This is a genomic window from Chitinophaga oryzae, assembly GCF_012516375.2.
Taxonomy (GTDB): Bacteria; Bacteroidota; Bacteroidia; order Chitinophagales; family Chitinophagaceae; genus Chitinophaga; species Chitinophaga oryzae.
Map to the genome: position 1 here is coordinate 7236927 of NZ_CP051204.2, position 25198 is coordinate 7262124.

The following is a 25198-nucleotide window of genomic DNA, read 5'->3' on the forward strand; positions in this document are numbered from 1 at the left end:
TTTCAGAAGGGGTTAATCTTTTATCAGAACACCCAGGTGATCCATGATTTACCGTCTTTGGCGCTGACCATGTCATAGGTGGTGGCGCCTGTCTGTACAAGGAAGAAACCTGTCTGTTCCGCCATCAGCGCACGCGTACGCAACAACGGCGTAGGGTCCGGCGGCGGGTCGCCAAACATGCCCCCGTCGTTGAAGATCACACGGCCATCACTGGTGAAGGTGGGGGTAGCGTGCAGTACGCCATACATCAGCGTGGGCTGGCCTTCGTCCGGCACGATGATGCCAAAGGCATCGATACCGGAACCCGGACCGGCTGCTTCAGGCCAGAAAGTGGCTGCGATGTAATCCGGCAGCGTATGCAGCCCGTAAGCGTCATCCACCCCGTTGACATGGAAGCCTCTTTCAGCAATCCAGTAACGGCGCTGATTAAGCGCATACTGGTACCAGCGCCTGGGCGCAGCCGCGTCTATGGCCAGCGGCCTTACTGTTTCGGAGATACTGGCAGGCTGCCCGTTGATGGTGCCTTTAACGGCGCCGTCTTCAAACCTGATGTTATCGAAGTGGCTGATAGTAGTGGTACCATCGGAAAACGCCGGCGACAGGGCAATGCCTTTAGCCGTATAGTAGTAACCGGTAGTTGCGGTTTTTACCTGTCCGCCTGCCACCCAGGTAAAGGTGATGCGGTGGGTCAGCGTATTGACATCCACATCGTAGCGCCCCGTACCGGTGGTCAGCTTATGGAAATAGGTAAGTATGTTCCGAACGCTGTCGATGCTACGGTTGATATGCTGCTGGTAATAATCTGCCTGTTCCTGCTGAGTGGCCTTTACCAATATGGCCCGGCTCCTGTTGAAACGGCCGGTCAGTACCATCGTGTCGCCGGTCATGCCGTTGATGGCAAACTCGAAGTCCGATCCCAGCCCTCTGCCGTATTCGCCGCCGTTCTCGCCCGCATCGGGATCACAGAGCACGTGCAGGTAAGAGTAGGTATCGAACAGTAGGCTCGGCTGCTGTAATGCTTTAAGCCGCCAGCTGCTTTCTTTGGCAGTGACAGTGGAAGAAGCTTCAAAGTCGCTGTACATCTGTACCCGGTTCGAGTCGTTGAACCGGAAATAAAAGCTGTACACCGACTTGGGAGAGCCGCCCGGATACACCATGGCTTTCCAGCCGTAAGGTGCGTGGGTCAGTATCTGCTGATATCGCTGTAAGGTGTCGTTGAGACGCTCATCCGGCGATTTGCTAAACAGCGGGTCCGATTCTTTCCTGCAGGAACAGAACCCTGCAAGGACCAGTAATAAGTACAAAAGTTTCTTTCTCATACCCAAGTGGTTAATACAATAGCTTGTTGATTTCTCTTCTGGTGCGGGATTGCAGGCTGTAAAAATCGATGTGCCATACGGTCTGGTAGTAGCTGACCACCATGGCTTCCTTGCGGCGGAGCCGCGCTTTGGCTTCTGCCTGCGGCGTACCGTTGATACTGTATCCCGGAGGTATGCTGTTCACGATCTTGTCGAATCCGGCCCTGCCTTCTACGAGCATGGTAGATATCATCTCCACAAAATCTTCATCGTAACCGGACATGGCATAAGGTGTTACAAAGCCGTCCCTGCGGGCGGACATATCATCGATATTGTTCCAGTTGGCCGTATACAGACCGGCGGATATGCGTTTGAACTCCACCGGGTACATCACTGTCTGGTGCAGGATATGGCCAAATTCATGTTCAATGACATGGAACATCTGTTTTACGTTGGCAGAGTCGCCGGGTTTATAATTGGGCATGTCGCGGGTAACGAAATCGTTGACGAGGTACAGCACTACTTTGCGGCCGCCTTCCGCGGTACCCAGCGTGATGGTGCCGTTTTCGTTCCAGCTGGCGCTACCGCTGAGGATAAAATACTTCGGGCAGTAGCGGCGGAAGAACAACTCACCGGCTTCCGCGATATAAGTGCTCATCCATACTTTTTTAATAGCGCTCATCACCGGGATGATCTTGTCCTCACGGGGAGGCACCAACGTTTTATTCAGTTCAAATTCAAACTGGTCCCATTTGTATTTTACGGCGATATTATAGGGTACGGTAAGCGTATCAAAAAGCCAACGGTCCAGCGGGCCTTTCACCCAGGTGTCGCCTCCCAGTCCGGGGATGTCGTCTACCTTGCCCAGGTCATCCTTCTTGCTGCATGACATCAGCAGCAGAAAGGACAAAGCGAGAAGAAAAAGTTTCATATGCAGCGATTTTGGTTTGGTTGATTATTATCTTGGATTTAATGCGATGCCGGAGGTGGTGGCGGATTGAGGTATCTGGAACAACCATTGCTTATCTCCGGGCTTCAGCTCCAGCACCTCTCCTTCACGGGTGGTATGCACCACCGTCATTTTATAGCGCTGCAGGTCAAACCAGCGCATACCTTCCTGCAGGTACTCTGCTCTTTTGAAGTCGAGAATGGTATGAACCAGGCCGTCCTTTTCATTGCTGATACCGTAGAAGCTCCGGATGGAGGAAGTGGTGATGGTGTGAACAGCCGGATCGTAGTTCCGGATACGCTTGCTGGCAAAGAGGTTAAGATCTTTCAGTGTGGCAGCCGTCTTTCCCAGGTGGGCATTGGCTTCCGCCCGGTTGAACAACACCTCTTCGGTGGTGAACAAAGGCACCATTACATAAGGCTGTCCGATAGTTGCATTAACAGAAGACTTCACAAAGTATTCCGTCAGCTTGGGCACGAAATAGTTCTGGGAGCCGGTGTAATACACCGGGTAAGCCCAGCGGCCGCCGGTTACGTTGTACCCGAGAATCTGTATCTGTTTGGCATAGTCCAGGTCATAGCGGTACTGGCCCACGCTGCGGCCATAGAGGGACTGTGTTTCCACGAGTAACAGGTTGGCGTTCTCTTTGGCGTTGGCGTAAAGGTCGAAGATCTGTTCGGGTGACAGGCTGCTGTAAGAAGTGTTCCAGCCGCGCATATTGTTGGCCACATCGTTGTTGGCAAAGGCCATGTCGGCATATTGCACCACCTTCGCATAGTCTTTTTTGTAGAGATAGAAACGGGTAGCGAAAGCATAGGCAGCGCTGCGGTTGAAATGGTAACGCGGTACTTTGTATGCATCATCGCTGATCAACGGCAGGCCTTCCAGCAGGTCTTTCTCCACCATATCATACACATAGGCCACGGTCTTGCGCTCGTACTGTTTGATCACCACGGTTTCCGGAACGGTCACATAAGGGATGCCGGGATCATTGGCAGCGGTAGCTGCATCGTACATCCGGGAGAAGATGTTCACCAGCATGAAGTGTGCATAGGCACGGGCTACCAGCGCCTCTCCCCGTTGTGTGGTGTACGCTTTTTTATCGGAGGCTTTATCGCAGGCCTGCAATGCCTGGTTGGCAGCGGCAATGGCCACATAACAGGCCGTCCAGTAAGCTTCGGGAGAATCCTGTTCGATGGACTGGATATCCCGGAAGAAGTATGCGTCCTGGTTGGGGCGGCTGATGACACCGGCGCCTTTGTCGGACACGTTGTCTGTCATCGCTTCGCACATGGTGACATAGGACGACTGCGGGTAAGCGGTCCCCAGCAGTTTAGATACCTTGTCGGGCGTGCTGAGGTCTGTCCAGGTGCTGTCAGGCACCTGCTCAAGGTACTTGCGGCAGCCGCCCAGTGAGAGCAGGCCTACCGTCAGCGCAGCTGTCACAAAGGGTCTTATAAAACGTGTAGTCGAAACAGTTATATATCTCAGTTCCATAGGTCCATTTTTAAATACCAACTTTTATTGACAGGGTGAATTGCTTCTGAATAGGCTGGGCTACGCCGCCGGAGTTAAAAAATTCCGGGTCCTGGCCATGCAGGTTCTTATCGGCATAGATGAGCCAGGGGTTGATAGCGGCGCCGCTCACCGACATGCTGTTGAAACCAACACGGCGGATGAGGGAAACGGGCAGCTGATAAGTCAGTGATACGGTTTTCAACCGGATAAAATCACCTTTAGCCACCCGTTCAGTGGAATAGTTGTAGTTGTTGTACGGATAAGCGCCCCGGATCAGTGTTTGCTCATAGGCATCCAGGATGGAAGGCACGCGGGTGGTCCCTTCATCTCCCGGCATTACCCAGCGGTCGTAAAACTCTTTGGGCATGGCATCCAGATCGGAATAGGCGGTTTTAAAAGCCGGGTACAAGCGGATTTTGTTTCCCCATTGATAGGTAAAGAAGACATTGAGTGAAAGGGCTTTATAGCGGAAAGTATTGGAGAAACCGCCGGTCACCGGGGGATCTACCGGTCCTTCATACACCAGTTGGGCTGTTTTGAGGTCCTGCAGGTTAACATCGGGACTTACCACACCATCCTGGTTGATGAAGGAGGGCATGCCTGTTTTCGGAGAAAGGCCTTTGTACTGTAAGGAAAACAGGCTATGCACCGGGTATCCTTCTTTGTTGCCGCCTTCCGCTACTACCAGATCAAAAATGGCCGGGATGTTCTTGGCATTGGTGATCTTATTGGTATTGTAACCGAAGGTGATGTTGGCTTTCCAACCCCAGTCCTTTTTACGCACCACATCCCCTCCGATCAGCAGTTCCACTCCTTTGGAAGTCATATCGGCATAGTTGGCCGCTTTGTACATTTCGCCACCTATGCCGGATGTTTTGATAATACTGATAAGATCGAAGCTCTTGCGGGTGTAGAAATCCAGTGAGATATTGAGCCGGTTGTTGAAAAAACCGCCGTCCAGTCCGAGGTTGGTAGTATAGAGCTTTTCCCAGGTGAGATCATCATTTTGCAGGTGCGCGAGGGCGATCACAGATTCCACTTCATTGAGGTGCGGCCTGCGGGTGTTGATAGTCTGGAAAACGATATTGGAATTGGTAGCGGGGCCCATGCTGGCGGTCAGACCGTAGCTGGCGCGCAGCGTGAGGTAGTTGAGCCAGTTCACTTTCTGCAGGAAGGGTTCCTGCTCCATGTTCCACGAACCGGCCACGCTCCAGGTGGGCAGCCAGCGGGCTTTGCGGGATTGTCCCAGCCTGTTGGAGCCGTCGTAACGACCGGTAGCGGTGAGGTTGTATTTGTTGTTGTAGGCATAGGTGCCGGAAGCATAAAAGGCCGCGAAGCGGTCATAGTCGCGGCCCATGCCGTAGTAAGGGAAATTGGACTCGATGGTCTGCTTGAGGATACGGTAATCGACAAACGGTGTTCCTCCGTTTTCGTACTGATAGCCGTAGCCTGTGTTGGATGCGTTCTGCCGGTCGGCATACTTCACCTGTTGTCCTACCAGCAGGTTGATGTTATGCTTCTGTGCAAACGTGTCGGCATAGGTAAGGCCGTTACGGAAATCGAAGTTCATCAGCTGGTCTTCCGTGCGGTTGTAGAAACCGCCGGCGGGCAGTACGATGACGGGCTGCGCGTCCGGATCATCAGGATTGCGGTAGAGGAATTTGTTGTTCCGCGCAATGGTGGCGTTGCCGGCGGCGCGGTATGCGTTGGCCATGTTGGCGTTCTCCGTGATCTGGTGTTCGCGGGAGGATTTTACATAGCGGATGGCGCCGGTAAATTCGTAACGGATGTTACGGGTGAGCCTCCAGCCGAGATCGCCCTGGAGGCGCAGGTCCATCATGTTCAGGTTGAGGGAGTTGTTGCGCAGCTCGTTGATGATGTTGAACGGTGCGAAGTTTCTCCGGAAGTACTCGAGGTGGCCATTCTGATCATAGGCGGTGAGGGTACGGCTGGTATTGAGCGAGTAGCTGAACGGGTTGATGTCAAAGTCACGGTCATATTGTCCTTCCACCGGATTACTGCTGCGGGTTAGTGCTCCCGGCGCTTTTTGCTGACGCACAGATGCCAAAGCGGAGAAACCGGCGGTCAGCCGGTCAGAGAATTTATAGGTATTACGGTAATTGAGGGTATAGCGGTTTACTTTATCGGCGAGTGTCCAGCCATTGTCACTGTAGAAGCTGGTGGAGAAATAGGACTGTGATTTATCGGTACCGGAAGAGATGCTGAGCGAATGTTCCTGAACAAAGTTGTTGCGGAACAGCAGGCCAAACCAATCGGTATTGGCGTTGGCATAGCGCAGCAGGAAGGCTTTCATGGCGGCAGGATCGTTCTGCACGGGGAAATTGCCGTCACCGTCTGCATCCAGTGATTCGTAAAGTTTGCCGAAAACGCCGATATCACCACGGGAAAGGATATCCGAAGTGAGGATGCCTTTACGTTCCAACTCCGCCAGCACAGACATCTGCTGGCCGGAGTTCATGATATTGAAATTGTTATAGTTCGGTTTCAGCTGGGTGCTGAAGTTGCCGCTGTAGGCAATAACGGGTTTGCCTGCACGACCTTTTTTGGTGGTGATCACCACGACGCCGTTCATCGCGCGGGCGCCGTACAATGCGGTAGCGGCGGCGTCTTTCAGGATATCAAAACTTTCAATATCATTGGCGTTGAGGCCGGCCACCGCCGAACCCAGCAAAGTGGTGGGATCTCCGCTGGACAGCTGATCGTTGGAGATGTTCACCACATCTTCCAGCACCACGCCGTCTACCACCCAGAGCGGTTTGTTGTCGCCGTTGATGGAAGTAGCGCCGCGCACCCTTACTTTCGGCGCGGTGCCGAAGGTACCGGACACGTTCTGTATGGCGACACCGGCTACGCGGCCTTCGAGCATACGGCTGACATCTGTTATCCCGTCAATTTTTACATCGTCGCCTTTGAGGCGGGTAGCCGCTCCGGAGAATTTACTTTTATCGATGCTTTGAAAGCCGGTGACCACCACTTCCTGGAGGCGGGTGGGTTTTTCTTTCATAACGATGGTGAGGTTGCCGCTTTTGAATTCGCTGGAGTGAACTTCTTCCATTTTATACCCGGTGAAGTTGAACACCAGTACAGCGTCGCCGGGCACTCTGCGGATTTCAAATTCACCTTTCGCGTTGGTGGTGGTACCCCTGGAAGATCCTTTCACGATGATGGTCACACCAGGCAACGGTTCTTTCTTTTCAGAGGTTACCACACCTTTCACGTCCGTGAAGCGCGGCGTGACCTGCCGTGTAGTACTGACAGTAGCGAGGGCAGGTACTTTCCGGGAGGCGTCGTGTTTAATGACGATACGATCGTAGATAACGCTATAGGACAGGGCGTAGGGCGTTAATATTTTGTGCAGCAGATCACCGACTTTTTCATTACGGGCGGAGATGCTGATTTTGTTGGCATTCAGTACTTCGCTGCCTACGTATACAAAAGATACTTCCGCGAGGTTGCTGATTTTCTCCAGTGCATCTTTCAGTACCACATCGTGCAGGTGGAGGGTTATTTTTTTGTCGAGCGCATCCTGGAGATCCACGGCGCCCGCCTGCAGGTGGAACAGCGACAGGAAGAGCGTCAGACAACAAATGTAGTATCGGGTTTTACTATGCATATTGAATAAATGTTTGTTTCATTCCGGGTAATAGGAATCCCTATCCGGCTTTGCTGGAAAACCGGGCAATAAAGGGCCTTCTGCTGTGCAGTTCATTTTTTAGTGTCTATAAGACAATTATTATTAACCAGACGAGAAAGAAGCGATATGATTCATAATAGCAATTTAGTTTGGTTGTGAAATGAAAAAATATCGGGAATGTATTGGCAATAGGGGCCCTGTTGAAAGAATACAGGCGTATTCCATCAATGGCAGATAACCAGGGATGAGAACCATTTCCAGGCTAAAAGTTACACAGGATAGCTTACCAGCAATACAACTTTTATTTCTCTAAGTAAGTCAGGTCTTCAGCTACAAAACAAGTATTCCATCTTGCATTTGATTTTGGTTAACGGTATTTTCTTCTTTAATCGGTTATTAGTGGCAATTGCCATCAACTATAACATATCCGTTTCCGTTAGCATCCTTTTTAATGCTGGCGTTCAAGGTCACGGCAATGATTGTGAGTGTTTCCTGCAGATCATCGGTGGTATTAAAGTCGCCAAAGAAGCTACAGCGTTCCATTTTTTTGTCGGCGCTGACCGGCACGTTGTAAAAGCGTTGCAGGTCGTTGAGCACTGCGGACAATGGCTGTCCTTTATAGGTAAATTTTCCGCTCTGTTTCTGCCGGAAAAAGCGTGCATCGTCTGTAGCGTCTATCAATTCCAGTCCCCGGGAAGCGGCATGGTAAACTGCGCTCTTGTTGGCGCCGAGCACCAGTTGATGCTGCGGACTGGTTTCACCGGTACGGGTATTTACCTGTACGCTGCCGGATACCACCACTACTTTCGCGACACCGTTGTTACGGGCTTCCATGTTGAAAGAGGTGCCCAGTACGGTGGTGTTGATCAGGGCTGAGGATATCACAAACGGATGTTTACTGTTCTGTTTTACGTCGAAGAAGGCTTCACCGTTGAGTTGCAGCGTTCTGTTTTTTTTTCCGAAGTTTTCGGGATAGGTGATGCTGGAACTTTTTTCCAGGTATACCATAGATCCGTCGGGCAATGTCACTGTTTTATGTTGGTTGCCGCTGCTCATCACCAGTTGTTTCACCTGCTGGCGTACCAGCAGGTACCAGGATGCGCCGGCGAGTAGTACTACGGCTGCAGCAGCAGCTATTTTTCTTCCGTATAGGGCGAAGATACCCGGCTGCGAAATGCCTGCACGGCGATGTATTTTTTTCAGCAGTCGGGCTGATAACCGTTCGTCCAGTAAATTCTTTATTTCAGGGCCTTCCGCCTGAAAGTACTCTTTGGCTACCGCTTCCAGGTCAGACAGATCGTTTTCTTCCAGGTACTGTAGCATCCATTCCTGCTCTGTGGCAGACCAGTTCTCCGTATGTAGCAGTTGTCTGAGGTATTCCTTTCTGTTGTGCACTATCGTGACGGTTTAATTTAAATACGCAGGTTGATAAAAAGTGGGGGGGTAATTCCCGGAGAAAAAACATATTTATTTTATCCTAATTCATTTCTTATCAGAAACTTAATTGGAAGCGTTGTGACAGGTAAAGAAAAAAAGGAAAAGAACGATGTATTTATGGTCACCATTGCGGAGCATATAGTCATTTAATTTGACCATAGCGGCAGAGAGATGTTCTTTAACGGTGTTGCGGGAAATATTGAGTTCGCTGGCGACTTCATCATAGGTTTTGCCTTCCAGCTTGCAGCGGGTAACAATCGTTCTTTTTTTGGGAGATAACTGGGCGATGGCCTGCTCAAGCAGGCTGTACTGTTCCTCGTCCATGTTTTTCCGGTCAATCATCATATGATCTTCCGGCCCGAGGTCCAGCAGGTTTTTATGCAGCGCCTGCTCTTTGAGTTTTTTGCGCACCCAGCTGACCGAGAGGTTGAAGCTGATCACAAACAGCCAGCCGCCTACCGACTGCTCCGCCTGTATCTCCTGGCGTTTCTCCCACAACCTGGCAAACACTTCCTGTAAGATGTCTTCCGCAACGGCAGCATCTTTTACAAACTTGAGGATATTGCGGTATACGGCCTGATGATAGTTCCGATATAGGCTGTCAAAAGCGCTCACGTCGTTGTTCCGGAGCCGTAAAACCAATTCAGCATCTGTTATGTTCATATCTTTTCTTTTATATAAATCATACCGTGGAATACAATTTATATGGCTAAGAAAAAGCCAGGTTTCTCATACAATGGCCATTCATTCGACCGTATAAATTAGTAACAAATATTATTATTTAATAATTAAATTCGTATTAGTTATAATTATAAATTATTATATACATAGTTAGAATTAATAGCAAAAATCGTTGCGAAAATACGGCGTGTCTTTTGGGGGGTTACCAGTAAAAACGATCCGATATGACTACGCAGCACACACCCATAGGACCCCTGCGTGAAGATGATATTCAACCGGACGAAGTCATCAATCATCAACAGGAACCGGTGCCTCAGCGGGGCAACCAGGATGAGCAGTCACGCAGTACAGATGCTTCTGAAGATATTCTGAACGAAGAAGAAGACGATCTTGAAATAGACGAATTAATGGAGGAAGAAGACAGAAGGGATACCGCAGCAGAGGCGGCGGAAAAGCAGCAGGAACGGGAGGAAGAGGAGGAAGACGAGATCACTGATGAAGCGGCGCATTTACGAATTTATTGATTTACGGATGTTGGAATTTATTTGACTATTGAGCATTTTAAAATAGCCAGATGGTCAAATAAATTCCAACATCCGTAAATCAATAATTTCAAAATTTCTATTTTCTCAGCAATGCCGTGGCACACCACAACACGGGCGCTTGTCCGTGCATGTCACCGGTAATACGGCCGCGGTCGAGATAATACTGCCGGTCATTCTTTTTATTGGTGCCTTCACATACCTCCCGTACATCCGCGTTGTCATCGATATACTTCACCAGCGCCAGCCAGGCCTTGCGCGCCGCAGGGCCATAAGTGGCCGCATCCAGCCAGCCGTTCTTTACACCGGTGATCATGGCGAAAGTAAACATACCTGTAGCGGAAGTCTCCGGCCATGCTTCCGGATCATCGATCAACTGGCGCCACATGCCATCCGGCGCCTGGTACTTCAGCAGGGATGCCATCATGATTTTGTATCCTTTCATGATACGCTCCCGGTCGGGATTGTCTTTGGACAGGGAACGCAGCAGTTCGCTCATACCTGCCGCCATCCAGCCGTCGCCGCGGCCCCAGAAATAAGGCACGTCCGGCGCATGATAAAAAAGGCCGTTAGGCTGCTGTAAGGAATCCAGATAAACGACCATCTCCTTTGCGGCACGGTCAATGTATGCCTTATCGCCGGTTGCACGGTAAGCCTGCGACTGCACAGCGGTAATCATAAACATATCGTCAATCCACATACGCGTTTGCCAGGTCAGCCCCCGGTCGGCATATCCCTGGGATTGCGGCTTTACGTGCGGACCTTCCGGTGTGCCCCACTGCTTGTCAGCAATGGCTTTTCCCATGTCCAGGTAACGTTTGTCTTTTGTCTGTATATACAGCTCCAGTGGTACCGCGCCGAAAACGGTGTGGTCTACATGGTCGGCAGCCGGCACCAACGCGGCTTCTGTGGTAAAGAAAGGCTCAAAACGCTGAGCCAGCTTGTCGGTCAGCGCCTTGTCGCCGCTTTCTTGTGCAAACGTTAGCGCACCATACCACGTGCAAACTTCCGGATAGGTGATTTTCTTCGGCGACGTAGGCTTTCCGAAGTTAGGGTGCGGCGAGGCGACAAAACGCTCCGCCACTCTTTTACCGATTTCTTTCGGCGTACTTCCCTTGGGAAAATGTGTCAGGTCCGCAGCGGCGGATTTTTTCTGTGCTGTAGCCATTCCTGTGTTGAACACCAGCAGTGTCAACAGGCCTGCCATCATTGTTTTCATATAGTGGATTGTTTTTCTCTGTATCAGTGACTGTATTTTATAACGGGAAAAGCTATACGACGGGTGCGTCGTCATGTTCTGCCAAAATACACATTTCCGGTTACAATTTTTTTGCTGTAAAAACGCTGTGAAACGCGTGAAATACCGTGAAATCTTGTGAAATTCAAGAAACCCCGTGAAATACCGCGAAATCCCACGAAATCCATGAAATCCACGAAATCCATGAAACCCACGAAATCCATGAAACCCATGAAACCCATGAAACCCATGAAACCCATGAAACCCAGGGCTCACGCCCTGGGCTACGATGTTATCCAGGCATTTTTTGCAGCTCGACTTGTATGGAGGCCTATAGACTACCATATTGCGGATAACAGACCCGAATGACATCGTAGCCCCGGGCGTGAGCCCGGGGAATCTAAATGCGTAACGTCGAATACGCGTGACGTCGAATACGCGTGACGCCGAATACGCGTGACGCCGAATACGCGTGACGCCGAATACGCGTGACGTGGAATACGCGTGACGCGGAACATGCAACATGGAACGCGGAACGCGGAACATGGAACATGCAACAGGCAACATGGAACACGGCACACGGAACATGCAACATGCAACAGGCAACACGAACAGGCAACACGAAACACGGAACACGGGACACGGGACACAAAAAACGCGAACACTGAACATGGAACATGCAACACGAAACACGCGAACACCAATCCGGCAATCAGGCCTATGGAGCCTTCATTATTGCACCGCCCGCGTTTCATAAGCAGTATAAAATGTGTCGATCGCTATCTTCACCGGTTTATAGGCGGTCCTGAAGCGGAAGGATGTGCCTGCCTTGTAATCCGGCAGTTTCAGTGAGGCGCGGAACTCCAGCGGATCGCGCGGGTTTTCCGGTACACTGTCAGCTCGCTGCACCACTTTCGTTTCCATACCGGCGGAATTAGTATATAATACCTCCACATATTGTACCTGATTATTCACACCAAACCACCAGATGGTCGCTTCGTTTTTAGCCGCGTCATATTTGGCCGCCCGCACGGGCCGGTTAGACAGCGTGGAGATATAGGCGTCGCCGTAAGCGTTACCTATCGCCTCTTCCTTTACGGACGAATGCCCCGCATTGTCGTAGGTATACACCTGGAAAGTGTATATATTTTCCGGCAGCTTATCCAGTATCAGCCGGATTGTATCGGTACCGCCTGTACGTTTTACGGCCACTTCCGTTGAATCCCTCCGCTGGTTCCAGTATACGCGGCACATCGTGATCTTGGGGTCGGATACCAGGTACCAGGATAACAATACCCTGTTCTTTCCCGGGAATACTTCCAGGAAATCCACCTTACCGGTATAGATAATCTCCCCTCCGTCCAGGAACTGCCTATAGGTATCGTCCATTTTACTGCAGGCTGTCAGTAGCAATACCATCGCCGGCAGCAGCCACCGGGCTTTTATATTTTTCATGATAACTGTTTTGATTATTTTTTGATTTGTCCCCAGATAGCGATTTCACTGATGTGAAGATGCCCGATAATACCGTCAACAGCCGCCCAGCTATCGATGTGTTTCCAGGCAATGTACCGTACCGCCGGCGCACCGATCGGCAGTTCATACTCCTGCCCCGCCGCGGCAGCATCGATGTCTTCGTTGGAATTCTGGCCCAGTGGCAAGCCGGAAGGCTTCTCCATGACCTGATGGTCCAGCTTCACCCAGCTGTTCACATCTGTGGGGGTATTGGTGCCCCACAATTCCCATTCATGCGGATTGCCATGGTTGTAGATATAGGCCGCCTGCCGCTGCCAGATCTTGTAGCGGCTGATCACCGCCTTTACGCCAAGGTCTATCGGTATCCAGACAGGCACATCTTTGTTTTCCGTGGTATGATACCCTTCGTTGCCAATGATGCCGTTCCACATGTTATCAATGGGCCAGGATGACAGGTTGCCCGGCTCTACGATCTGTACGCCGGGCGTTTTCGGCAATGGCGCCACCTGCGGTATGGGATACTTTTTCTTCATAGCGCTGGCGAACTTCGACTTGTCCAGCTCTTCTTCGTATATAGGTGTCAGTTCAAACCGGAGGGTATCGCTTTTATTGTCCCAGCGGTCTCTGATATAGATGCCGAACTGCTGCTTCACCGGCTGCAGCCCGCGCACGGTGAATTTGCCGGAGTCGAGCCCGTAATAAAAGTTATTCACATTACGCCACTCCCTGGCGGCAGGATCATAAAGCAGCGTAACGATCACAATCTTGCCCTTATCTTCATTGCTGAATTTCACCTGCAGTCCGCCGAAAGCCTCCGCCACCTCCAGCGATTTATATACTTTCCAGATAGCCGGCGGCAGTGGTTTCACCTTGATCTGCACAGGCGAAGAAGCCACCTCTGCGCGGCTAACGGCATAAAGCGTTACGGTATGTTCCGCGGTATCACCGAAACCTTCCACCCGCACCGATCTTCTGAAATAGGAAGATTTCGCCTCTTTCTTTACGCCATTGATCTCAAATTCAGCCCGCACATAGGAGAGGTTTTGATCGTCCGGAAGGGAATAGGAAATTTCCGCCGCTCCCGCCATAGCCACAGCGGTGGGGTTCCTGATCGGATTAGGAGGCGTTTTATCGCCGGAAATTGGTCCTATATGGTCCTGTTTACAGGCACTGAGGGTAGCCAGCATAATACACAAGAGAATATGAAAACGTTTCATTTCAGTAAGTTTTAGCATCATGAAAAATTTTACCACCCGGGATTCTGTACCAGGTTTTTGTTGATGATCATCTCCCCGTTTTCTATTGGCCACAGGTAATCACGCATGCCGAAGCGCTGGTTGAACAACAGGACTTCCTTGTAATAGGAGGGCGCGGCATTCTGTGTGATGTCCCAGCCTTTGATCGGGTTGTTGAGCGCCACATGGGCGGTCTTCCACCGCCTCAGGTCCCAGAAACGCTGGCCTTCGAAACACAACTCTATGCCCCTCTCCTGCTGGATAATCTCTCGCAGGCCTTCTTTGGTGGTATATTTCACCGGATTTTTGGAGAAGTTGGTCCAGGATTCTTCTATGGATCTGAGTCCTGCCCTCGCCCGTACGAGGTTGATCCACTGCGTGGTAGCTGCGCCCGGACCGTCTACTTCATTAAGCGCTTCCGAATACAGCAGGTAAAGATCAGCGAGCCGCATTTCGGGCCACGGATAAGCAACCAGCCCACTGGTGATGTTACCATCGGTAGCTGCGCTGCTTTCTATGTTGACCGTTTTCTTCACCCAGTAGCCGGTCACGGAGTAGTTGCTGATACCTCTTCTGGAGGCGATTTCCGTAGCGCGGGCTTTCACGAAATACAGGGCGCTGTCTTTGTTGTAGTTCAGTATCCAGTTGCCAAACCATACAGCGCGGTCAAAGGCTACGTCAGCGTAGAAACGCGGTTCACGGTCATAATGCAGCTCCACGGTCTGCTCACCGGTGCGGATGTAATATTTATCGGCAGCAGCAGCGGTACGCAGGGTATAACGTTTACTGTAATCCCAGGTCCTGTCTTCGGTAATGGGCACCCCGTTTTTGCTGTAAAACATTTCTATCATTTTCAGCGTGGGCGCGATGATGCCTTTAGGACCGGAAGTGCTGGCGCCATTGGCGATCAGCGGCATAGACCAGCGTTGTATATCGCCGGCGGTGCTGTTGGTATTGGGCCAGATCACCTCTGTATTGTTCTGTTTATCGGTCATGGCTGCACGGATATCCAGCTGCGTCTGTAACGTGTCGTTGATCTTATAGCCGAAGTTACCGGGGAAGTGATACAGCGTGTAACCATTCGCGTGACAAAGCTCGATCGCTTCCTTACAGGCCTGCGCCGCCCTGGCCCATTTTTCGGCGCTGTAGCTGGCGGGAAACAACTGTACACCACGGTTGTCCACCATACGGCTGTAATCGGGGTTGCCGTTGAAGAAGGGACTGGCGGCGGTTACCAGCACTTTGGCTTTCAGCGCCAGTGCGATGCATTTGGTGATCCTTCCGAGTTCGGTGTTCTCGGTGCCTTCCAGTTTAGCCGGCAGGAACTCGTTGCCCGCAGCTTCATCCAGCAATTGCACAATGTAGTTGATACAGGTATCTATCGGTTGACGGTATACCTGTACTTCTTCGGAGCCTGCCGATACCGGCAGGTTTTCTTTGATCAGGGGGATAGGTCCGTAGCAGCGGAGCAGGAAGAAATGGTAATAGGCTTTCAGGAATTTTACCTCTGCGGTCCACCGCTCCCGCTCGTACGGCCGTAACTCTCTCACCTTACCGATATTGGCAAGGAAAGTGTTACAGTCGCGGATGCCTGTAAAAAGTGAAGTACCGCGGGCGGTGCCGCTCCAGTAGTTGGCCAGCGGACTGGTCATGCTTTGCAGTCCTCTGGCGATATTGAAATTGGTAGGGTCCACATCGCGGATGGGGTCATCATACCATACTTCATCAGCCCCGTTGAAAGCTACGTTATCGTTGAAATGCCCGTTCCGGGGCATATAGGAGAAACAGGTGAACAGGTATTTCTCTGCGGAAGAGCGCAGGGTAAAAGCATTGTCGATCGTAGGCACGTTGTCCGGCACCACATCGAGATATTTGCTGCAGGAACACAAAACACCTGTCCATACCAGCGCGATCATTATTTTATATCTCATGATTATATTTTTAGTCGTTATCAGAAGCCCACCATCAAACCAAAGTTGACTACCCGCTGGATGGGATACCCAAGGCCCTTGCCGCCCATTTCGATGTCCCACAGCCTGAACTTTGAGAAAGTGACCAGGTTGGTGGCATTGGCATACACCCGCAGGTTAGACATATGGATACGTTTTATAAGGTGCTGTGGCACCGTGTACCCCAGTTCCACCTGTTTGAGGCGGAGGAAGGCGCCGTTGCGCATGAACCAGGTGCTGCTTTGGGTGCTGTTGGTATTGAGCACAGGGCTGAGGCGGGGCCAGAGGGCGTACAGGTTGCGGTCCTCCTCCGACCAGTGGCTGTCTGCATATGCTTTCAGCAGCTGTGTTTCAGAGGTGACAGCGCTGTTGTCGTCCACATCGATGAAAGGAGAGGTAGCGTTTACATCAATCCAGAAAGACGACCGCGCAGAGCCCTGGAAGAAAGCGGAGAAGTCCACGCCTTTGTATTTAGCGCTGAAGCCGAAGCCGTAGATGATTTCCGGCGTGGTCGGGTAACCGATGGGCACCATATCGCTGGGCGTAATTTGCCCGTCGCCGTTCACATCGCGGAATTTGATATCGCCGCCCATGGTTTTGAAATTGCCGAAAGCTTGTTGTGGGGAGCTTCTTACTTCTTCATCATCGATAAAGAGACGTTCCGCGATATATCCCCAGCGTTGGGAAATCGGGTAGCCTACATGGTAGCGGTACCACTCGTCGTAACGCGGTTCTTCGTACGCTTTGAACTTGTTGCGGGCGAAGGTGAAGTTACCGCGCATGGTCAGGAAAAATTCCCTGCCGATGTTGGTATTAAAATCAGCGGTGAAGTCGAAAGCATTGGACTGCGCCTTGCCCACATTGGCTTTGGGCGTAGCCTGAAGGCCCATGGTTTTGGGCGTGGAGGCCCTGTCCATGAGGATATTGTAACGTTGTTCCGTGAAATACTCCGCGATGATGTCCAGTTTGTTGAACAGGCTGATCTCCAGCCCGAAAGTGGAGTTCCTGGCCGTTTCCCAGGTGATAGCCTGGTTGTCATACCGGCCGATGGAGATGCCCGGGCGGTTATAGCCGCCGTTTACGCCAAAGGTAGCGCCACGTTTACTGTCGTTCATGTTGACGTTGGAGAGGTAAAAGAAGCGGTCGTCTTCATTGCCGATCGCGTCATTGCCTACAAGGCCATAATTGGCTCTGACCTTGAGTTTGGTGATGACCTTTTCCAGCGGCTGGAAGAATTTTTCGTTGGAAACGAACCAGGCTGCTCCTGCGGAGGGGAAGAAGCCGTAGCGTTCCGTTTTATAAAAACGTTCGGAGCCGTTATAGCCGAAGTTAAATTCCCCGAAGAAGCGGTTGTCGTAAGAATAGGTAACGCGGCCGGACAAGCCCAGGTTGCGGGACGGCAGTGATTTCTGCAGCAGGTTGACACTGGGGTTGGAAATATCGTCGATGGTCTGGAGGTTGTTGCGGGCAATGAAGATGAGCATACCAGCGAGGCCATGTTTATCAAAAGTCCGGTTATAGTCAACCGCAGATTCCAGGTAGAAGGTAGACGCCACGGTCCTTTTACCGGGTACATAGTTCAGGTAATCTGTACCCTGGTCAGGGTTGATGTCGCGCAATACATAGGTGTTGCTGAGTTTATCGTAGTTATTGGCGGCATACCAGAAGGGCGTGTACTGGCGGGACACATCGAAGTAAGCCTGGCGGTTGGTATTCATCATGGCGCGGACAGACAGTCCTTTGGTGATGAAAGAAGACAGGTCTTGTTTTAGTTCGAACTGTGCCAGCATCAGGGAGCGGGAATATTGTTTATACCCTTTCACCATGTCGGCGTAGGGATTAAGGTATTCGCCGTTGTTGAAGTTACCAAACAGCGGGTGGGCAACGAACTGGTGGGCGTCGTCGGCCGGGTAGTAAGCGGGGAAGAGTACCTGGTTGGACCAGATCATTTTCTGATAAAGTTTTTCACCGCCGTCGATGGGACCTTTGTATTCGTCGAAGGTGCCATGGAGACGGACCATGGCGGAAGTAGATTTCGTCACCCGTATGTTGACGTTGGAGCGCAGCGTATAGGTAGTGAGGTCGATGTTGTTGTTAAAGTTATTACGGCCGTCTACGTTGAGGATACCGTTGTCTTTCGTATAGCCGCCGGAGACAAAGTAGGTCGCTATTTGTCCGCCGCCGCTGAGGTTGAAGTTAGCGCGTTTGTTGACCGTCTGTTTTTTAAAGAGCATTTCTTTCCAGTTGGTGGTAGGAAATACGTCTCTGTTTGTACCGGCTTTAGTGTTGTCTATTTTACTTTGCGGGTAGGTAACCGGCGCCAGCGGGTTGCGGGTGAGCACTGCTTCGTTGTTCAGTTCCATATAAGTGATGGGGTCTGCCAGCTCCACATCGCGGGTAGGTGCGGAGATAGAGTTTTCGAGGCGCAGGTTAAATCTGGCCTTCCCTTCTTTCCCTTCCTTGGTGGTGACGAGGATGACGCCGTTGGCGCCCCTGGCGCCGTAAAGGGCGTTGGCCGTTGCGTCTTTCATGATGGAGAAACTGGCGATATCGTCTGTCGTAAGGCGGGCCAGTTCTGTGACATCGTATTCGATACCATCGATGAGGATGAGCGGACTTTTTTTGTAGCCGAAGGTGGTGGCGCCGCGGATGAAAAATTCTGCGTTGTCCATGCCGGGCTCGCCGCTGCGCTGATAAGCGATGACGCCGGCGAGGCGGCCTGCCAGTGCGGTGGTGAGATTGCTGGAGGGCACTTTCAGTTCACCCGGATTGATGGTGGTGATGGAACCGATGACGGACGCCTTTTTCTGTTTGCCATAGGCTACCACGACGGTTTCATTCAGCTGACTGGAAGATGTTTTCAGTTGTACGTTGATGACACCGCGGGCGTTGAGTGGCAATTCCTGTGGCGTATACCCTACCATCGTATAGACGATGACGGTAGTGTTGTCCGGTACGGCGAGAATGTAGCGGCCGTTCATGTCGGTGGTGGTTCCGATGTTCGGGCTGTTTTTCACCAGCACGGTAACGCCGGGCATAGGTGCGCCGGAGGTATCGGTCACCAGTCCGCGGACTTCTTTTCGGATTTTTTCCGTGACGGCGCCGGACGTCTGCTTGTGCTGCGCGGGCGTTTTTCCTGGCAGGAGTAGCAGTAATGATATCCATGTGCAACACAGGAGGAAGGGAATGCTGTTTTTCATGTGAAATTTATTTAGGCAGACCTTGCATATGGGCATAGGCCTCCCGGGCAGGGAGCGGTTATCACGCTGCCGGTCATTAAACTGTTTTGGTTGATATCAGTGTTGTATTGTTTTTATCGTGGTACTGGTAGTGTTTCGTACATGCGTACTGTTTTTAGAATTGATAAATAACTGTTTAATATTGCAATCGTTTGCATTAAAAATGCAGAAAAAGCACCTGCTACTGTGATAATCTGCAGCAGCGCGTCGGCCGTTAACCATTTGAAATGCAATCGTTTGCATTAAAATAGCCGCAACATCGTCTTTTCTCGTCGGCATTAGTCAGCGAAAGATCTGTGGATAAGTAGTCGTCTTTAGAATTTCATAACGCCTGTCAGTACAAGGATCAGCTTTTGTCAGTCAGTGGAAATACAGTTCTGCTTGGAATTTACAGCGCCTTTCGGGATTCACGGGTTTCTTGGTTCTGTTTGCGCAAGGTCATTAAATTTCGGTTGAATCTCATAACAAATATGAAGAAAAATAGTGTAGGTTATTCATCTGATTTTACCCAAGACGTGTACTTTTTTCGCTGCCAGGATGTTAATAGAAAAGCCGGGCATCTTTTGTCAGCAAGATGCCCGGCTTTGTATTCAGATAATTTCTCTCAGCGATGCGATGAACGCATCTATTTCTTCCACGGTATTATAATAATGTGGCGAAGCTCGTACAGCCCATTTCACACCTTTATCATCGAAGTCCAGCAGGCCGAATGCGCGGTAGCTGGGCACGACGTTGATCTTTCTTTTTGACAGTCCGCTTACGATGTGCACCGGGTCACTACCGGCTACATGAAAAGTTACCAGTCCCCCTTTTTCCGGTCCGCGGTCCAGTACGGCGACCTTGTCAATCGCCGCCAGCTTTTCCCTTGTGATAGCGGCCATCAGCCGTACCTGTTGCCAGATACGTTCCTCCCCTATCTGCAGGCAATATTCAATGGCGGCTTTGGTACCGATGACTGTGGCATAGGCAAACTCCCAATCCTCAAAGCGCTTTGCATCGGGCTGCTGCTGATAGGTGTCTTTCGTTGTCCATTCGGCTCCGCGCATATCGATGTACATCGGCTCCAACCCTGCTTCCAGCGCACGGTCTGCAATGTATAGTGCGCCGGTACCGCGGGGGCCTCGCAGAAATTTCCGGCAGGTCATGCTTAAAAAATCGCATTGCAGCGCCTTTACATCCAGTTTCATCTGTCCGGCGCTCTGGCAGGCGTCGAGGATGTACCACGTTTTACCCGGATGCGCTTTTACATAGTCACTGTAAACAGCGGCGATCTCATGCACCGGTTGCACCAGTCCTGAATTGGTGGGAATATGTGTAATCGCCAGTAGTTTGGGCCGGTAGTGATACAGCTTTTCCTTCAGATCGTTCAGGTCCACCCCACCGACGGCAGCATTGTTGATGTGTACGATCCTGACGCCTATCCGTTTCTGAAGAGAAAGAAACTGGATCTGGTTGGAAACGAAATCGTCGCGGTCCGTCAGTATCACATCATCTTTTTCAAAGGGGATGGCCGACAACGCCCGCGTATAGGAATCGGTAGCGCTGGCCGTAAAGGCGATATTGGAAGGTTTACAGTTCAGCAGCAGGGCGCATTGCTGGTAGAAAGCTTTTACCGCTTCAGCCTGCAACGCCGAGGCTTCATACCCTCCGATGCGGGATTCCAGGGAAATATGGTCCAGCTGCGCCTGCGTCACCACATCGGGCATCAGCCCGGCCCCTGCGTTGTTGAGGTGGATGACATGGCGGGTACCGGCAGTCTCTTTCCTGAAGCGTTGAATTTCTTCCGGAGAAAACACCGTATTGAGTGGCGTTGGAACAGATAATGCGGACGTCATGGTATATTGTTGTTTGCTATACCACAAAATTACCGGCGCTATTGCGACTAAATTATCCGTTATCACACTATAACCGGTATATTTTACCTATTTTCCTGTTTTAAACGGGTAAATTATGTTCCAACTTGATGAATATGACAAAGCGCTGCTCCGCCTGTTGCAGCAAAACAACCGACTCACTACGGAACAGCTCAGCGAGCAGGTAAACCTGAGCCAGAGCGCCGTGCAACGGCGCCTCACCAGGCTGCGGAATGAAAAGGTCATCGAAGCGGAAGTGGCGGTTATCTCACCACTGGCCGCAGGCGTAGGCATTAGCTGCGTGGTGGATGTGGTATTGCACGAAGGCAGCTCTAAGTCCATAGATAAATTCAAAGCTGCCATGAAAAATTGCGCCGAAGTGGCGCAATGCTATTATGTGACGGGCACCTACGATTTTGTGCTCATCGTTCATACGCGGGACATGGCCCATTTTGAGTCGTTCTCCAAAAAACATCTCATGGACAATCCGAACCTGAAACATTTCTATACTCATGTGGTGATGGACAAGGTAAAGATGAGCTACAACCTCCCGCTTTAACGATTAATTTTTCTTCGCCCGTCTGCCGGCGGCCATGCCCTGCTTGGCCCATTTGCGCATTTCTTTCTCGTCCGTATAGGCCGATTCCGGTGCGCTGCGGTATGGTTCATAGGTAGCTGAACCATCTTTTTTCGTCCCCCGCAACCATTCGCTGCCGGCCGCGTCCCATACCAGGTCGCTTTCGTCGTCAGTCCGGAACCAAAGCTGCTCTCCCGCCACACAAGCGAAGAGAACACCTTCCAGATAGATAGCCTGTCCCTGCATAATTGGCCGCGTGCTGATAGGACCAATAGGCTGCATACATTTTCTCACCCAGGAAATCAGTTGTTCTTCGTTCATGGCGCGAAGGTAGGGAATATCATGGTTGATTCGCTTAACTTTTACTTAGGAACGTGCCATCCGGATATTATAACACCCTTACGTAAAGCCACTGTGTTTTTCACCGAATCATAGGTGTACCTATCACAGGTTACATTTTCTCTCCCAAGGGCTTTTTCCACATTGACTTTTTTCCCGTCGTATCCAAGGTAGTTTTTGAATGTGTCCAGTTTATTTTTGGGCATGTTACTTCACGATTACGCTAACCATCTAAAGATACAAAGTTACCGGCAGATAAATAATAAAGGAGACTACTTCGTCCGTAGTCTCCTTTATCAGCAGATAATAATATCCTACTTGTTATACTTCAGCGACACATGCGACAACCGGCACGTAGCCGTCGCCGTTATCGATCCGCCTGTAGCAGCATTCGTAGTGCCAGCGGTTTTATTGGCCACCCGCAACCGGATGTATAACTTATCCTGACCGGACGCCGCCTGCGGCAGCTGGAAATTCAGCACCTTCTGCCCTGCTACCTGCGTCAGCAAGGTGTTGGACCAGTTGGCCACATCCTGGAAAGTAAAGTTACCAAGACCGTTCCAGGCAGCGTTGTCCGCCGACCATTCGGCCACAAAATTACGCGGCCCGCCAATGTCGCTGTTCCCCTCTACCTGCAGTGACAACGGCGAACTGATACCTTTTGTAGATACTTCTATCATCCAGGACTCCCCTGCATTAGTGGCAGCGTTCCACCAGCCTTTACAACCCCAGCCTCCGTTGCTGACGGCCCCTTTGTTGGTGGTCGGCTCCTGCAGCAGGCCGTTGTAGTCCGTGGTAGGGGTAATCCCACTACTGGTGAAGTCAAGGTATTTTTTCCCGCTCTGGTAAATACGGCCGCTGCCTGCATCCGGTGTCAGCGGGTTCTGTGTTTCTGTGGGCGTGGCAGCGTATTCGGTTTTAAACCGGCTCCATTCCACCAGCACCTGCGAGAAACCATTGGCCCTGTCTTCGTTGAGCGCAATGTCTTCCCGTTTCAGATGACGGATAGCGTACTTTCCGATGTTACCACCGTAACGGTCATACGTTTCATGGACCACGATACCGGCAACAGTCCCGGAACCCTGCGGCACCCTTCTGCCATCGCGGCGGTACAGCACATCCAGGTTGGTAAGCATATACATGCTGCTGCCCTGTATATCGCGGATATTGAGCGGATAACAGTCCATACGGGCCGCATAGCCCTCGTTGATATTGGTAAAGGCGCCGCTGGGAACGGAAATCTCCACGTCTTTCAGTTTCACATAGGTATAGAGATCATTGTCTGTTAATGCGGACATATACTTCTCCCTCGGCTGTAACAAGCCGGTACCGGCATCCTTCTTCATAATGTGATGTACATCAATACCGGAAACAATCGTCCGGGACGGGTTCTGCAGCTGCTGCACGGTAACGCCTTTCAGCCATATCTTCACCCGGTCGTTGAAGTTGAAGATATTATCACCCGCCGTCTTCGTCTTAAAGTACAGGCCGCTGCTGCCATCCACGCTTTGCACGTATACGGCTATACTGTTTTCAGTTTTATCGAGACTATGTTTGTCGGTAGGCTTATTGAGGTTCTGTGCCATATTAGGATGACCTTTATCACTGATCACAATACCTTCCACAAAGATATTCTCGCTGACAAGCCCATTGGCCAGCGACTGTTTCACATAGGCGAAGTCTTTCTGCACGGCTCCTTCATAGCTCATCCCCGGCTGCTGTTTGATAACGATGCTGTCTTTGGTGGTAGTGCCCAGCGCATCGAGGTAACTGAGGCGGAGCATCACCGTCCGGGCCACAGGCAGCTGGTTGGTGTCTACCTTAAAGAACAGGTAACCGTCTTTCACCTGGAGGCCGGACAACCAGTTGACCGTTCCCGTAGAGTCGTACCCGTACCCCACTGTCATCAAATCCAGCGGCACATTGGTGTTGATGACAGATTTATACGTACCGCCGTTGGCGATGGTCTGCGCTGTTTCATCCATAATGGCCAGCGCAGGGGTAAGTCCCTTTTGCTGCAGCACGATAGTATCTGATTTGCCACCGCCTTTCACCACCAGTTTGGCAGCGCGGGGCAGCTGACCGCTGTTGTCTGTTACCTCCACGAGGGCATCACTCTTACCGTGGCCGCTGGTGGTCTGCAACTGCAGCCACGGCGTTTCGGCCGCCAGCTCCAGGTTCCAGTCGCCATCGGCATATACGATAAAGCGGGTAGTATCGGCGGCGGCGCCCAGCCGGATGATGCGGGCATCAATTGCCAGCGGTGTGCTGAAGCGGTAGTCTTCCGTTTTACGGCAAGCTGCCACCATCAGTAAGATACCTGCTGCGATGAGGGTGTAATAGTTGAATAAATATTTTTTCATAGCAGCATCTATTTTTTCAGTTCCATGTAAACCGGCCGGTGGTCGGAGTATCTGGCCGTGAAATCATCATAAATAAAATGACAGGTCTTTACCTTCTTCGCCAGGTCTTTACTGAGATAGATATAGTCTATGCGCGACTTACTCCGGATGGTGTCCTTACCGCCGGTAGCGCGCTCCGCCCGGTCGTATTCGTAAAGAGCATCCACAAAACCGGCATCCAGCAGGTGCTGCTGTACCTTGAAGTCGATACTGCCATCGTCCAGGTTTTCAATTTTAGGATTTTTCTTCACAGCATTGAGATGGGCTGCCTTGATGCGGTTAGTGTCCAGCCGCGCCATGTCCAGCGGGGTGTTGGAATTAAAATCACCCATCAGTATCCAGCCACGTTTGTCTTTCTTTTGGGCAATGTTCGCCAGTATACCGGAGATCTCCTCGCGGCGTTTGCGGAACCTATGCGGGTTAAGATGCAATACCACGATGTTATAATCCAGTACATTGGCCATAATAAAGCCATGGGTCATGTTCTCCGTCACCTTGTTGATATTGGTGATGGGATACCGCGAAGTGAGTCCGGTAGGAAAACCGTTCTCTTTTACAATTACGGCATAGGGATGTCCCCAGGTAGCGGCCAGCTCCTCCAGCGTCTTCTGGGTGAACTTATTACATTCCTGCAAGGCCACAATATCCGGGTTGAATTGTTTCACCCATTGCACAAAGACTTCCTTCCCTTTGGTAGTGTCGGTCACCATTCCTTCCAGTATGTTGTAACTCAACACGCGAAGCGGCGCCTGCGCCTGCGCACCGGCTATGTACAGGCAGAAAAACAGCGATATTAAAAAACGATTCATGA

The 25198-nt window shown here is 51.2% G+C and carries 17 protein-coding genes; 2 read left to right on the forward strand and 15 right to left on the reverse strand.

Translation table 11 applies throughout. The features are described from left to right. Positions 1–23 precede the first annotated feature (23 nt). From HF324_RS28580 to HF324_RS28605, 6 genes are all read right to left on the reverse strand, one after another. Positions 24–1319: a DUF4302 domain-containing protein gene (locus tag HF324_RS28580; protein ID WP_168806682.1), complete on the reverse strand. Its 1296-nt coding sequence runs from the start codon at positions 1317–1319 to the stop codon at positions 24–26. Between the two features lie 10 nt (positions 1320–1329). Further along, positions 1330–2229 (reverse strand): zinc-binding metallopeptidase, encoded by a 900-nt coding sequence (locus HF324_RS28585; protein WP_168806684.1) that lies wholly within the window; start codon positions 2227–2229, stop codon positions 1330–1332. A gap of 27 nt (positions 2230–2256) precedes the next feature. Continuing rightward, positions 2257–3744: a RagB/SusD family nutrient uptake outer membrane protein gene (locus tag HF324_RS28590; RefSeq protein ID WP_168861419.1), complete on the reverse strand. Its 1488-nt coding sequence runs from the start codon at positions 3742–3744 to the stop codon at positions 2257–2259. Positions 3745–3754: 10 nt separating this feature from the next. Continuing rightward, on the reverse strand, positions 3755–7399 hold the full coding sequence (locus tag HF324_RS28595) for a SusC/RagA family TonB-linked outer membrane protein (protein ID WP_168861420.1): 3645 nt from the start codon (positions 7397–7399) through the stop codon (positions 3755–3757). Positions 7400–7816: 417 nt separating this feature from the next. After that, positions 7817–8815, reverse strand: a complete 999-nt coding sequence (locus tag HF324_RS28600) for a FecR family protein (RefSeq protein ID WP_168806690.1) — start codon at positions 8813–8815, stop codon at positions 7817–7819. 105 nt (positions 8816–8920) lie between these two features. Next, a complete protein-coding gene (locus HF324_RS28605; RefSeq protein WP_168806692.1) occupies positions 8921–9520 on the reverse strand; it encodes an RNA polymerase sigma factor in 600 nt (199 codons plus the stop codon). A gap of 242 nt (positions 9521–9762) precedes the next feature. On the opposite strand from HF324_RS28605, the gene HF324_RS28610 reads away from it, so the two are divergent. Continuing rightward, a complete protein-coding gene (locus tag HF324_RS28610; protein WP_168806694.1) occupies positions 9763–10062 on the forward strand; it encodes a hypothetical protein in 300 nt (99 codons plus the stop codon). A 97-nt stretch (positions 10063–10159) separates the two neighbouring features. Here the strand turns inward: HF324_RS28610 and HF324_RS28615 are convergent, their stop codons facing one another. From HF324_RS28615 to HF324_RS28640, 6 genes are all read right to left on the reverse strand, one after another. Then, positions 10160–11299 carry a glycoside hydrolase family 88/105 protein gene (locus HF324_RS28615; RefSeq protein ID WP_168861421.1) on the reverse strand — a complete coding sequence of 380 codons (1140 nt, stop codon included), beginning with the start codon at positions 11297–11299 and terminating at the stop codon, positions 10160–10162. 750 nt (positions 11300–12049) lie between these two features. Continuing rightward, positions 12050–12772 carry a DUF4998 domain-containing protein gene (locus HF324_RS28620; protein WP_168861422.1) on the reverse strand — a complete coding sequence of 241 codons (723 nt, stop codon included), beginning with the start codon at positions 12770–12772 and terminating at the stop codon, positions 12050–12052. Between the two features lie 14 nt (positions 12773–12786). After that, positions 12787–14010: a DUF5000 domain-containing lipoprotein gene (locus HF324_RS28625; RefSeq protein ID WP_168861423.1), complete on the reverse strand. Its 1224-nt coding sequence runs from the start codon at positions 14008–14010 to the stop codon at positions 12787–12789. 29 nt (positions 14011–14039) lie between these two features. Continuing rightward, the gene (locus HF324_RS28630; RefSeq protein WP_193114971.1) at positions 14040–15959 is read right to left on the reverse strand and encodes a RagB/SusD family nutrient uptake outer membrane protein; all 1920 of its coding nucleotides are present in this window, start codon (positions 15957–15959) and stop codon (positions 14040–14042) included. A 20-nt stretch (positions 15960–15979) separates the two neighbouring features. Then, positions 15980–19177 carry a SusC/RagA family TonB-linked outer membrane protein gene (locus HF324_RS28635; RefSeq protein ID WP_168861424.1) on the reverse strand — a complete coding sequence of 1066 codons (3198 nt, stop codon included), beginning with the start codon at positions 19175–19177 and terminating at the stop codon, positions 15980–15982. Between the two features lie 629 nt (positions 19178–19806). Next, positions 19807–21051: an aminotransferase class V-fold PLP-dependent enzyme gene (locus HF324_RS28640; protein ID WP_168806701.1), complete on the reverse strand. Its 1245-nt coding sequence runs from the start codon at positions 21049–21051 to the stop codon at positions 19807–19809. Between the two features lie 115 nt (positions 21052–21166). On the opposite strand from HF324_RS28640, the gene HF324_RS28645 reads away from it, so the two are divergent. Beyond that, complete coding sequence (locus tag HF324_RS28645; RefSeq protein ID WP_168806703.1) at positions 21167–21628, forward strand: Lrp/AsnC family transcriptional regulator; 462 nt, start codon at positions 21167–21169, stop codon at positions 21626–21628. 3 nt (positions 21629–21631) lie between these two features. Here the strand turns inward: HF324_RS28645 and HF324_RS28650 are convergent, their stop codons facing one another. The 3 genes from HF324_RS28650 to HF324_RS28660 form a co-directional block, all read right to left on the reverse strand. Beyond that, positions 21632–21967, reverse strand: coding sequence for a TfoX/Sxy family protein (locus HF324_RS28650; protein ID WP_168861425.1), 336 nt, complete (start codon positions 21965–21967; stop codon positions 21632–21634). A 332-nt stretch (positions 21968–22299) separates the two neighbouring features. Continuing rightward, positions 22300–24348, reverse strand: coding sequence for a BACON domain-containing protein (locus HF324_RS28655; protein WP_168806707.1), 2049 nt, complete (start codon positions 24346–24348; stop codon positions 22300–22302). An 8-nt stretch (positions 24349–24356) separates the two neighbouring features. Then, positions 24357–25196, reverse strand: a complete 840-nt coding sequence (locus HF324_RS28660) for an endonuclease/exonuclease/phosphatase family protein (protein ID WP_168861426.1) — start codon at positions 25194–25196, stop codon at positions 24357–24359. Positions 25197–25198: the final 2 nt, after the last annotated feature.

What these genes read in the sequence shown, in the direction of transcription:
- HF324_RS28580 (WP_168806682.1), bottom strand. Translation starts at nt 1,319, where the DNA reads ATGAGAAAGAAACTTTTGTACTTATTACTGGTCCTTGCAGGGTTCTGT.
- HF324_RS28585 (WP_168806684.1), bottom strand. Translation starts at nt 2,229, where the DNA reads ATGAAACTTTTTCTTCTCGCTTTGTCCTTTCTGCTGCTGATGTCATGC.
- HF324_RS28590 (WP_168861419.1), bottom strand. Translation starts at nt 3,744, where the DNA reads ATGGAACTGAGATATATAACTGTTTCGACTACACGTTTTATAAGACCC.
- HF324_RS28595 (WP_168861420.1), bottom strand. Translation starts at nt 7,399, where the DNA reads ATGCATAGTAAAACCCGATACTACATTTGTTGTCTGACGCTCTTCCTG.
- HF324_RS28605 (WP_168806692.1), bottom strand. Translation starts at nt 9,520, where the DNA reads ATGAACATAACAGATGCTGAATTGGTTTTACGGCTCCGGAACAACGAC.
- HF324_RS28610 (WP_168806694.1), top strand. Translation starts at nt 9,763, where the DNA reads ATGACTACGCAGCACACACCCATAGGACCCCTGCGTGAAGATGATATT.
- HF324_RS28615 (WP_168861421.1), bottom strand. Translation starts at nt 11,299, where the DNA reads ATGAAAACAATGATGGCAGGCCTGTTGACACTGCTGGTGTTCAACACA.
- HF324_RS28620 (WP_168861422.1), bottom strand. Translation starts at nt 12,772, where the DNA reads ATGAAAAATATAAAAGCCCGGTGGCTGCTGCCGGCGATGGTATTGCTA.
- HF324_RS28625 (WP_168861423.1), bottom strand. Translation starts at nt 14,010, where the DNA reads ATGAAACGTTTTCATATTCTCTTGTGTATTATGCTGGCTACCCTCAGT.
- HF324_RS28630 (WP_193114971.1), bottom strand. Translation starts at nt 15,959, where the DNA reads ATGAGATATAAAATAATGATCGCGCTGGTATGGACAGGTGTTTTGTGT.
- HF324_RS28635 (WP_168861424.1), bottom strand. Translation starts at nt 19,177, where the DNA reads ATGAAAAACAGCATTCCCTTCCTCCTGTGTTGCACATGGATATCATTA.
- HF324_RS28640 (WP_168806701.1), bottom strand. Translation starts at nt 21,051, where the DNA reads ATGACGTCCGCATTATCTGTTCCAACGCCACTCAATACGGTGTTTTCT.
- HF324_RS28645 (WP_168806703.1), top strand. Translation starts at nt 21,167, where the DNA reads ATGTTCCAACTTGATGAATATGACAAAGCGCTGCTCCGCCTGTTGCAG.
- HF324_RS28650 (WP_168861425.1), bottom strand. Translation starts at nt 21,967, where the DNA reads ATGAACGAAGAACAACTGATTTCCTGGGTGAGAAAATGTATGCAGCCT.
- HF324_RS28655 (WP_168806707.1), bottom strand. Translation starts at nt 24,348, where the DNA reads ATGAAAAAATATTTATTCAACTATTACACCCTCATCGCAGCAGGTATC.
- HF324_RS28660 (WP_168861426.1), bottom strand. Translation starts at nt 25,196, where the DNA reads ATGAATCGTTTTTTAATATCGCTGTTTTTCTGCCTGTACATAGCCGGT.